We start from the raw sequence: 9,452 nt of genomic DNA on the forward strand, positions 1-9,452 counted from the left end.
CAGCTGACCGACGGCTATGTGGTCATCCGCGACGGCGAGCTGTTCCTGATCGGCTGCCGCATCAACGCCCTGCGCAGCGCGTCGACCCACGTGCACCCCGAGGCCGACCGCACCAAGAAGCTGCTGATGCACAAGGAGCAGATCCGCCGCCTGATCGGCAAGGTCGAGCAGAAGGGCTTCACCCTGGTTCCTCTGGACCTGCACTACAAGGGCGGCCGCGTGAAGGTGGAGATCGCGCTGGCCAAGGGCAAGGCCGAGCACGACAAGCGCGACAGCGAGAAGAAGAAGGACTGGGAACGCGAGAAGGGCCGCCTGATGCGGCACAAGGTCTCAAGCAAGGCCTGAGGCCGCGAGGGCCCGCGCGCAGTCGGCGATCAGGTCGTCTGCCGACTCCAGGCCCACCGAGAAGCGCACCAGCACGCCCTTCCAGGCCGGCGCATCGCGCATCGCGGCGAGCGAATATGGCACCACGAGGCTAACCGGCCCCGCCCACGAGAAGCCAAGCTTGAAGAGCTCCAGCGAATCGACGAAGGCGTCGACGCGTTCGGAAGGAATGCGCTCGTCGAACACCACCGAGAACAGCCCGGCCGCGGCGCGGCAGTGCGAGGCCCAGTGCTGGTGCCCCGGCGAGCCCGGCAGCGCCGGGTGCAGCACCTGCAAGATCGCCGGCTGAGCGGCCCACCATTGCGCCAGCCGGCGCGCCGCCGCGTCGTGAGCGGCGTAGCGCAGCGGCAGCGAGGGCAGTGAGCGCAGCACCAGTTCGGCCTCGTTGGCGCCGACGCCCCAGCCCAGACGCATGTGGCTGCCCTTCAGGCGCAGGTGCAGGGCCTCGTCGCGCGTGGTCACGGCGCCCATCAGCACGTCGCCCCCTCCACTGGGGTACTTGGTCAACGCATGGGCACTGATGTCCACGCCGAGGCCCTCGCCAAGTTCGAAGGCGTCGAAGGCGATGCCCGAACCCCAGGTGTTGTCCAGCGCCACGGTCACGCCGCGCTCGCGCGCGATGCGCACCAGCGCGCGCAGGTCGGGGAACTCCATGGTCACCGAGCCGGCGGCTTCGAGCCAGAGCAGTTTCGTCGTCGGCCCGATGCGTTCAGCCAGCGAGACCGGATCCATCGGGTCGTAGAGGCGGTGCGTGATGCCCCAGCGGGCCAGTTCCTGGCGCGCCAGCTCCTTGCCCGGGCCATAGGCGTTGTCCGGGATCAGCACTTCGTCGCCGGCCTTCAGCAGCGCCGTGTCGACCAGCGCGATCGCCGCCAGGCCGCTGGGCACCAGCAGCGTCTGCAGTCCACCTTCCAGCGTGGCGATGCGCTCCTCGAGCGTGTAGACGGTGGGCGTGCCGTGCAGTCCGTAGGTGTAGCCGTCCTTGCGCTTCCAGTCGCGCGCGCGCAGCGCCGCCACGTTCGGGAAGATCACCGTCGAGGCCTTGTGCACCGGCGGCTGCGGCGCCTCGAAGCCCGCCGGCGGGCGGTACGGGTGGTGGATCAGCGCGGTTGCCGGATCGGGCTTCTTGCCGGAACTCATCTCGGCCATGGCTCAGACCGGCATGCCGACGAGATCGTGGCCTTCGGCCGCGACGATGCGCGCGCGGGTGAACTCGCCCACCTTCAGTGTCTTGGAGGCCTTCTCCGGCGGCAGCAGGCGCACCCGGCCGTCGATCTCCGGTGCGTCGGCATAGCTGCGCGCCATGCCGCCGCGGCGTCCCAGTGCCGGGGCCTCGTCGACCAGCACCTGCATGGTGGCGCCGACCCGACGCGCCAGCTTGGCCGTCGACACCGCTTCGGCCACCGCCATGAAACGCGCGCGGCGTTCCTCGCGCAGCTCGGCCGGCAACATGCCGGGCAGCTCGTTCGCCGTCGCGCCTTCCACCGGCGAGTAGGCGAAGCAGCCGGCGCGGTCGATCTGCGCCTCGCGGAGGAAGTCGAGCAGGTGCTCGAACTCGGCCTCGGTCTCGCCCGGGAAGCCGGCGATGAAGGTGCTGCGTACCACCAGCTCGGGGCAGATCTCTCGCCAGCGCTGCAGCCGCTCGAGGTTCTTCTCGCCACTGGCCGGGCGCTTCATGCGCTTGAGCACGTCGGGATGCGAATGCTGGAACGGCACGTCGAGGTACGGCAGGATGCGGCCGGCCGCCATCAGCGGCAGGATCTCGTCGACGTGCGGGTACGGATAGACGTAGTGCAGCCGCACCCAGGCGCCATGGCGTTCGGCCAGCACGGCGAGCTGCTCGCAGAGTTCGGTCATGCGCGTCTTGACCGGTTTGCCATCCCAGAAGCCGGTGCGGTACTTGACGTCGACACCGTAGGCGCTGGTGTCCTGGCTGATCACCAGCAGTTCCTTCACGCCGGACTCGAACAGGCGCTGCGCCTCGCCGAGCACGTCGCCGATCGGGCGCGAGACCAGGTCGCCGCGCATGCTCGGGATGATGCAGAAGCTGCAGCGGTGGTTGCAGCCCTCGCTGATCTTCAGATACGCGTAGTGCTTCGGCGTGAGCTTCACCCCCTGCGGCGGCACCAGGTCGACGAAGGGGTCGTGCGGCTTGGGCACGTGCACGTGCACCGCATCCATCACCTCCTGCGTGGCGTGCGGGCCGGTGACGGCGAGCACGCTGGGGTGCATCTCGCGCACGAGATTGTCGCCCTGATGCCCGGCCTTCGCGCCCAGGCAGCCGGTGACGATCACCTTGCCGTTCTCGGCCAGTGCCTCGCCGATGGTGTCCAGGCTCTCCTTGACCGCATCGTCGATGAAGCCGCAGGTATTGACGATCACCAGGTCGGCGCCGGCGAAGGTCTTGGAGGTCTCGTAGCCCTCGGCGCGCAGCTGCGTGAGGATCAGCTCGGAGTCGGTCAGCGCCTTGGGGCAGCCCAGGGAGACGAAGCCGATCTTCGGCGGGGTGGCAATGTCTGTCATCGGCCGATTTTCGCCGATGACGCCGCGAGGCCGCTCAGCGCTTGGGCGTATGCAGCCCGCCCATGCCCGGGAACAGCGACTCGGCCTGCTTGGCCATCTGCTCCTGCATCTGCAGGAACATCGCCTTGCTCTGCTCGAGATAGTTGCCCATCAGGCCCTGCATCGCCGGCGCCTGGCCCTGCAGGAACTGCGTCCAAAGTTCGGGGTTCATCGCCTTCGGATCGAGCAGGCCCTTGGACTGCTCGGCGAAGCGCGCCTGGATGTCGGTGAAGGTCTGGAGGTTCTTCTCGAGGTACGAGCCCATCATGCCCTGCATGGCGTGGCCGTAGAAGCGGATGATCTGCGAAAGCATCTGCGTGCTGAAGATCGGCACGCCGCCGGTTTCTTCCTCGAGGATGATCTGCAGCAGGATGCTGCGGGTGAGGTCTTCGCCGGTCTTGGCATCGCGCACGACGAAGGCATCGCCCTCCATCACCATCTGCTTGACGTCGGCCAGCGTGATGTAGCTGCTCGACTGCGTGTCGTAGAGACGGCGGTTGGGGTACTTCTTGAGCACGCGCACCGCGGCGTCCTCGGCCTTGGGCGAGGCAGTCGCCTCCGCGGAAGCCTTGGTCGATCGACGGGTTGCGGCCATGGACAGGTGCTCCGGAATCTCGTTGTGCAGAGCACAAATTCTACGGAGCGCCCCCGCGACACCCGGAGGGGTTTTCCCCCGCCCGGCGGCGCTCAGCCCTTGACCGTCACTCCGGGCCGTGCGCTCTCGGTGATGCGGCCGACCACGCCGGCGCGCTCGAAACCGTGGCGGGCGAACACGCCCAGCACGGCATCGACCGCATCGGCGCTGCACGCCACCAGCAGCCCGCCGCTGGTCTGCGGGTCTGTGAGCAGTGCGCGGTCCTCGGCGGCGAAGCCGGACGGCAGTTCGACGTGTTCGCCGTACCCTGCCCAGTTGCGCCCCGAGGCGCCGGTGACGAAACCCTGCCCCGCCATCTGCCGCACGCCGGGCAGCAGCGGCACCGCGGCCCAGTCGAGCTCGACGCGGCAGCCACCGCCGCGGGCCATCTCCAGCGCATGGCCGGCCAGGCCGAAGCCCGTGACATCGGTCAAGGCGTGCACGCCCGGCAGCGCGGCCAGTTCCGGCCCCGGCGTATTGAGCTTGGTGGTGCTGGCGATCATCTGCGCGTAGCCGTCGTCGGGCAGTTCACCCTTCTTCAGCGCCGCGCTCATCACGCCCACGCCCAGCGGCTTGCCGAGCACCAGCACATCGCCCGGCTTCGCATCGGCGTTGCGCTTGACGAGCTTGGGATGCACCAGACCCAGCGCCACCAGGCCGTAGATGGCCTCGACCGAATCGATGGTGTGGCCGCCGGCGATCGGGATGCCCGCGGCGCGGCACACGGAGGCACCGCCTTCGAGCACGCGGCCGATGGTCTGCGTCGACAGCACGTTGATCGGCATGCCCACCAGCGCCAGCGCGAGGATGGGCTTGCCGCCCATCGCATAGACATCGCTGATCGCGTTGGTGGCGGCAATGCGGCCGAAGTCGAACGGGTCGTCGACGATGGGCATGAAGAAGTCGGTGGTGGCGATCAGCGCCTGCTCGTCGTTGAGCTGGTACACCGCGGCATCGTCGGCAGTCTCGATGCCGACCAGCAGTTCCTTCGGGATCGGCATCGCGGCGGTGCCCTTGAGGATCTCTGACAGCACGCCGGGGGCGATCTTGCAGCCGCAGCCGCCACCATGCGACAGCGAGGTCAGGCGGGGCTCGGCGGGTTTCTCGGGAGCGTTCATGTGCGGTCTCTCCGTTCGGTCCTGGCGTCCATCAGGCTTCGCACGACACGCATCAGCGCGGCGCGCTCGGCCTCGGGGGAAAACAGCGGTGCGCGTTCGACGGCACGGCGCTGCAGGTCGGCGAGCATAGCCGGCTCGTCGCGGGCACGCTCGATCAGGGTTGCCAGGGCCGCGTCGTCGCCCACCTCGAAGGTGGCCGGCCAGTCGTCACCGAGCAGACCGAGGTTGCCATCGATGCGCGACGCGATCACCGGTGTGCCGCTGCGCAAGGCCTCGATGACCACGTGCGCGCCGCCTTCCATGCGGCTGGCGTGCACGAGCACATGAGCGGCCTGGATGCGCCGGCGTGCCTGCACATGCGGCAGCGGCCCGAGCCAGCGGTAGCGCGGGTGCCGTGCGGCCAGGCGCGTGGCCTGCTCGTCCTGCGTCGGGTCGAGGGCCCCGCCGATGTGGTCGAAGAACAGGTCGGTCCGGGCGCTCAGGCGTTGCACCGCGCGCAGGTAGGTGCCGGGGTCTTTCTCGTCGCGCAGGTGGCCCACCATCAGCGCGCGCAGGTGCTGCGCAGGCTTGGGCACAGGCCGGCGAGCGCTGCACGACTGCAGGATCACGTGCGTCCGCTCGCGAAGCACGGGCGGCAGCCGCTCGGCCCCGTGCGCGTTCAGCACCACCAGCGCATCCGCGAGCTGCAGCGAGCGCTGCGCGCGCTCATCGGTGTCGATGTCGCGGTACAGGTCGGTGCCGGTCAGCACCACCACCAAGGGTGCGGCGCCGCGCCGTTCACGCCAGGCCAGGATCGAGGCCGCCGAGCGGCGCGCGTGCAGGGCGATCATCAGGTCCTCGTCGCCTTCGCTCCAGGCCGCCGCGAGCCGCACGCGGTAAGCTGCGGACAGCATGCGCGCCCAGCGGCGCGCGGTCTGCCAGTTGCCGTTGTTGGCGTCGGCCAGCGCGGGCGTGACGATGACGATCGATTTCCGATGCACGACGCAAGCCTAACCCCGGATGCCGCCCGGCTCGCCCGCCAGGGCGGCCGCGATGCACTGGCCCGGGCCCTGAGCGACAGCCGCGCCGACACGCTGGCCACCTTCGCCGCGTACGAGCGCGCCCTGCCGGGCCTGCGCGTGCCGCTGCGCGAGGAGCTGAACCCGCCGCTGTGGGAACTCGGCCACATCGGCTGGTTCCAGGCCTGGTGGCTGCAGCGCAATCCGCAGCGCCATCGGGGCACGGGCGCCGACCCCGAGGTGCCGCGCCTGCCCGCCGAGCCGGCCGATGCCGAGGCGCTGTACCACTCCAGCCGGGTCGCTCACGACAGCCGCTGGAGCCTGCCGCTGCCCGATGCCACCACCACCCGCGAGCATCTGCGTCGCCAGCTCGACACCACGCTCGTCCTGCTCGCCGACACACCGGAAGCCGACGAGGCGCTGTACTTCTTCCGGCTCGCCCTGCTGCACGAGGACATGCACCACGAGGCCGCGCTGTACATGGCGCAGGCGCTGGACATCCCGATCGACGATGCGCGCTGGCAGCCCCAGGCACTGCCCGCGCCTCCGTCGCCACTGGCCTTCACGGCCGGGACCTGGCGGCTCGGCAGCCCCGATGGCGAGGGCTTTGCCTTCGACAACGAGTGCGGCGCCCACGAGACGGCCGTGCCCGCCTGCGAGATCGACGCGCAGGTGCTGCGCTGGGCCGACTATCTGCCCTGCGTCGAGGCCACGGGCGCGGCACCGCCGCGCTACCTGCGTCGCGCCGCGGGCCGCTGGCAGCAACGCCGCCACGGCGTCTGGACGGACCTCGACCTCGCCCTGCCGGCCTGCCACCTCACCCAGCACGAGGCGCTGGCGTGGTGCCGCTGGGCCGGGCGCCGGCTGCCCACCGAGGCCGAATGGGAGCGCGCGGCGATCAGCGAGCCGGCGCGCTTCCGCTGGGGCGACGTCTGGGAATGGACGGCCAGCCCGTTCGCGCCCTACCCGGGTTTCGAGCCCCACCCTTACCGCGACTACTCCGCGCCCTGGTTCGATGGCCGGCCGGTGCTGCGCGGCGCCTCGTTCATGACGCAGCCGCGCATGCGCCACCCACGCTACCGCAACTATTTCCCTCCAGGGCGCAACGACGTGCCGGCGGGATTCCGCAGCTGCGCGCTGTAACCAATCCGGCCGCCGCGGCGAATGGGGCGGAGAGACCGGTGCCGCTCGGGGGCGGCATCGGCCTCGCCCCTGACGAGCAGATCCCCCGCTGACGGGGCTGTTCCGAAACCGGTCAGCCCGACGCCATGAACACCGCAAACCAGCCTCGTTCGTCCGTCCAGTGCCCAACCTGACCGAAACCGGCATGGCGCAGCAGTTCACCGAAGCCTTGTGGCGTCCACTTGTAGCTGTTCTCGGTGTGGATGCGCTCGCCCGCGGCAAAGCGTCGCTGTCTACCTGGCCAGCTCACCAGCAGGTCCTGGCGGGCCTCGAGATGCATCTCGATGCGCGAGGCCGCAGCGTCGAACCGGGCCACATGCTGCCACTGGCGCACGTCGAAGTCGGCGCCGAGCAGACGGTTCAGGTGCATGAGCAGGTTCAGGTTGAAGGCGGCGGTGACGCCCAGGGCGTCGTCGTAGGCGGCCTCGAGCGTCCCGGCGTCCTTGATCGTGTCGACGCCGATCAGCAGCGCCCCGCCGTGCGAGAGTGCACGCGCCTCGCGCAGCAGCCGCAGGGCGTCGGCGGGCGCGAAGTTGCCGATGCTCGAACCCGGGTAGAACACCAGCGCGGCACCGGGGCCGGTGATCTCCTCAGCCAGTTGAAGCCGTGCCGAGAAATCCAGCCCCACGCCGGTGAGGTCCATCTGCGGATGCTCGCGTTGCAGGCAGCCCATCGCCTGGCGCAGGAACTCCACCGAGATGTCCACGGCGACGTAGCGCCCCGGCTGCAGCAGCGGGAACAGGCGGGCCGCCTTCGCGCAATCGGCCGCGCCCAGGTCGATCATCAGCGGTGCCGGGCCGACGCTGCGCAGCGCCGAGGCCGCGATGGCCGCGCCATGCGCCGCGAAGATGGCCGCCTCGGTGCGTGTCGGGTAGTACTCGGCCAGCTCGGTGATGGCGTCGAACAGCCGCGAGCCGAGCGCGTCGTAGAAGAACTTGGGCGGCACCTGCGCGGCGGGCTGCAGCAGCCCGGCGGCCGCCTCGTCGGCGAGCGCGGCGTCGTCGATGCGGTGCAACTGGAAGAAACGAGGGGTCCTGATCGTAGACGTCGGCATCCGAGTTTCCTGTGGCCGCGTAGTGTGCCCATGAGCCTGCGCGGCACTCTACCTGCTCGAGGCCGCTAAAGTGCGGCCCTGCCTCATCCACCCTTGCCGGAGAAACCCCATGCTCGACCTGTCCCCGTCCCGCACACTCAAGGCCCTGCTCACCTGCGCCCTGCTGAGCTTCGGCGCGATCGCGCACGCCCAGCAGGTGTTCCGCATCACCGCCATTCCCGACGAATCGCCCACCGAGCTGGCGCGCAAGGCGGGTCCGCTGGTGAAGTACCTGGAAGGCAAGCTGGGCATGAGGGTCGAGTACACCCCGGTGACCGACTACGCCGCTGCCGTCGAGACCCTGGTCAACCGCAAGGTCGACATGGCCTGGTTTGGCGGCTTCACCTTCGTGCAGGCGAACGTGCGCTCAGGGGGCAAGGTGATTCCCATCGCACAGCGCGAGGAAGACGAGAAGTTCCGCTCGGTGTTCATCACCAGCGAGGCCGGTATCAACGCGCTGGCCGACCTGAAGGGCAAGGATGTGAGCTTCGGCTCGCAGAGCAGCACCTCCGGCCACCTGATGCCGCGCAGCTTCCTGCTGCAGGCCGGGCTCAACCCGGAGAAGGATTTCCGCCGCGTGTCGTACAGCGGCGCGCACGACGCGACGATCGCCGCCGTGGCCGCCGGCAAGGTGCAGGCCGGCGCGCTGAACATCTCGGTGTGGGACAAGTTCGTCGCCGACAAGAAGGTCGACACGACCAAGGTGCGCGCCTTCTACACCACGCCGCCCTACTACGACTACAACTGGACCGTGCACGCCGACATGCCCGTCGCGCTGCGCGAGAAGCTTTCCCAGGCGCTGCTGTCGCTGAGCCGCGATACCGCCGAGGGCAAGGAGATCCTCGAGCTGCAGCGCGCCACGCGCTTCATCCCGAGCAAGGCCGACAACTACAAGGGCATCGAAGCCGCCGCGCGCAGCGCCGGGCTGCTGTGATGTTGCGGGCCAGCAGTCGGGGCCGGGCGGCTTGAAGATCGAACTCCACGACGTCGCCGCGCGGCATCCGGCGGCGCGCAGCGGCAGCGCCGCGGCGCTACGCGGCGTGTCTGTCGACGTCGCACCGGGCGAGCTGGTCGCGGTCATCGGCCCGTCGGGGGCCGGCAAGACCACGCTGCTGCAGGTGATGGGCTGCGCCTTGCCGCCTTCGGGCGGCCGGCTCACGCTGGAGGGTACCGATCCCTGGTCGCTGCCGCGCCCGGCGCTTCAGAGGCTGCGCGGCCGTCTGTTCCTCGCGCCCCAGGTGCCGCCGCTGCCGCCGCGTCAGCGCGTGGTCACCGCCGTCCTTGCGGCGCGGCTGCCGGCGCTGGGCCTGTGGCGCAGCCTGCGTTCGCTGTTCTACCCCGACGACATTCCCGCCGCCCACGCCGCGCTCGACCGCTTCGACCTCGCCGACAAGCTGTTCGACCGCGTCGACCGCCTGTCCGGCGGCGAGCGCCAGCGCGTCGGCCTGGCGCGGGCGCTGCTCGCACCGGCGCGGCTGTGG

Annotated in this window: 10 protein-coding genes; 4 read left to right on the forward strand and 6 right to left on the reverse strand. The window is 70.1% G+C overall.

The features are described 5' to 3' along the window. Nucleotides 1-345 (forward strand): SsrA-binding protein SmpB (smpB, locus tag AB7U92_RS15060; protein WP_428578374.1); only part of this gene is annotated, 345 nt, incomplete at its 5' end. Here the strand turns inward: smpB and AB7U92_RS15065 are convergent. The 5 genes from AB7U92_RS15065 to senB form a co-directional block, all read right to left on the reverse strand. Further along, the gene (locus AB7U92_RS15065) at nucleotides 331-1,533 is read right to left on the reverse strand and encodes a PLP-dependent transferase (protein ID WP_428578377.1); all 1,203 of its coding nucleotides are present in this window, start codon (nucleotides 1,531-1,533) and stop codon (nucleotides 331-333) included. The genes smpB and AB7U92_RS15065 overlap by 15 nt on opposite strands. Nucleotides 1,534-1,536: 3 nt before the next feature. Beyond that, nucleotides 1,537-2,907, reverse strand: coding sequence for a 30S ribosomal protein S12 methylthiotransferase RimO (gene rimO, locus AB7U92_RS15070; RefSeq protein ID WP_428578380.1), 1,371 nt, complete (start codon nucleotides 2,905-2,907; stop codon nucleotides 1,537-1,539). 34 nt (nucleotides 2,908-2,941) lie between these two features. After that, nucleotides 2,942-3,541, reverse strand: a complete 600-nt coding sequence (phaR, locus tag AB7U92_RS15075) for a polyhydroxyalkanoate synthesis repressor PhaR (RefSeq protein WP_428578383.1) — start codon at nucleotides 3,539-3,541, stop codon at nucleotides 2,942-2,944. Nucleotides 3,542-3,633: 92 nt separating this feature from the next. Then, nucleotides 3,634-4,698 carry a selenide, water dikinase SelD gene (gene selD, locus AB7U92_RS15080; RefSeq protein ID WP_428578386.1) on the reverse strand — a complete coding sequence of 355 codons (1,065 nt, stop codon included), beginning with the start codon at nucleotides 4,696-4,698 and terminating at the stop codon, nucleotides 3,634-3,636. After that, a complete protein-coding gene (gene senB / locus AB7U92_RS15085; RefSeq protein ID WP_428578388.1) occupies nucleotides 4,695-5,678 on the reverse strand; it encodes a selenoneine biosynthesis selenosugar synthase SenB in 984 nt (327 codons plus the stop codon). Before senB ends, selD begins: the two co-directional genes overlap by 4 nt. Between senB and senA the strand changes: the two genes are divergently transcribed. Beyond that, nucleotides 5,673-6,839, forward strand: a complete 1,167-nt coding sequence (gene senA, locus AB7U92_RS15090) for a selenoneine synthase SenA (protein WP_428578391.1) — start codon at nucleotides 5,673-5,675, stop codon at nucleotides 6,837-6,839. The genes senB and senA overlap by 6 nt on opposite strands. A 112-nt stretch (nucleotides 6,840-6,951) precedes the next feature. Here the strand turns inward: senA and egtD are convergent, their stop codons facing one another. Further along, nucleotides 6,952-7,932 (reverse strand): L-histidine N(alpha)-methyltransferase, encoded by a 981-nt coding sequence (egtD, locus tag AB7U92_RS15095; RefSeq protein ID WP_428578394.1) that lies wholly within the window; start codon nucleotides 7,930-7,932, stop codon nucleotides 6,952-6,954. Between the two features lie 109 nt (nucleotides 7,933-8,041). Here egtD and AB7U92_RS15100 point away from each other — a divergent pair, with 109 nt between their 5' ends. After that, the gene (locus tag AB7U92_RS15100; protein ID WP_428578397.1) at nucleotides 8,042-8,905 is read left to right on the forward strand and encodes a putative selenate ABC transporter substrate-binding protein; all 864 of its coding nucleotides are present in this window, start codon (nucleotides 8,042-8,044) and stop codon (nucleotides 8,903-8,905) included. Between the two features lie 31 nt (nucleotides 8,906-8,936). Beyond that, nucleotides 8,937-9,452 (forward strand): ATP-binding cassette domain-containing protein (locus tag AB7U92_RS15105; protein WP_428578400.1); only part of this gene is annotated, 516 nt, incomplete at its 3' end.

The sequence above is a fragment of the Piscinibacter sp. genome (genome assembly GCF_050175855.1).
In the GTDB taxonomy this organism is placed as follows: Bacteria; Pseudomonadota; Gammaproteobacteria; order Burkholderiales; family Burkholderiaceae_C; genus Piscinibacter.

Bases quoted from the DNA above. Each gene is read 5' to 3' on its own strand.
- AB7U92_RS15065 (WP_428578377.1), bottom strand. From the start codon at position 1,533: ATGGCCGAGATGAGTTCCGGCAAGAAGCCCGATCCGGCAACCGCGCTG.
- phaR (WP_428578383.1), bottom strand. From the start codon at position 3,541: ATGGCCGCAACCCGTCGATCGACCAAGGCTTCCGCGGAGGCGACTGCC.
- egtD (WP_428578394.1), bottom strand. From the start codon at position 7,932: ATGCCGACGTCTACGATCAGGACCCCTCGTTTCTTCCAGTTGCACCGC.
- AB7U92_RS15100 (WP_428578397.1), top strand. From the start codon at position 8,042: ATGCTCGACCTGTCCCCGTCCCGCACACTCAAGGCCCTGCTCACCTGC.
- rimO (WP_428578380.1), bottom strand. From the start codon at position 2,907: ATGACAGACATTGCCACCCCGCCGAAGATCGGCTTCGTCTCCCTGGGC.
- senA (WP_428578391.1), top strand. From the start codon at position 5,673: ATGCACGACGCAAGCCTAACCCCGGATGCCGCCCGGCTCGCCCGCCAG.
- selD (WP_428578386.1), bottom strand. From the start codon at position 4,698: ATGAACGCTCCCGAGAAACCCGCCGAGCCCCGCCTGACCTCGCTGTCG.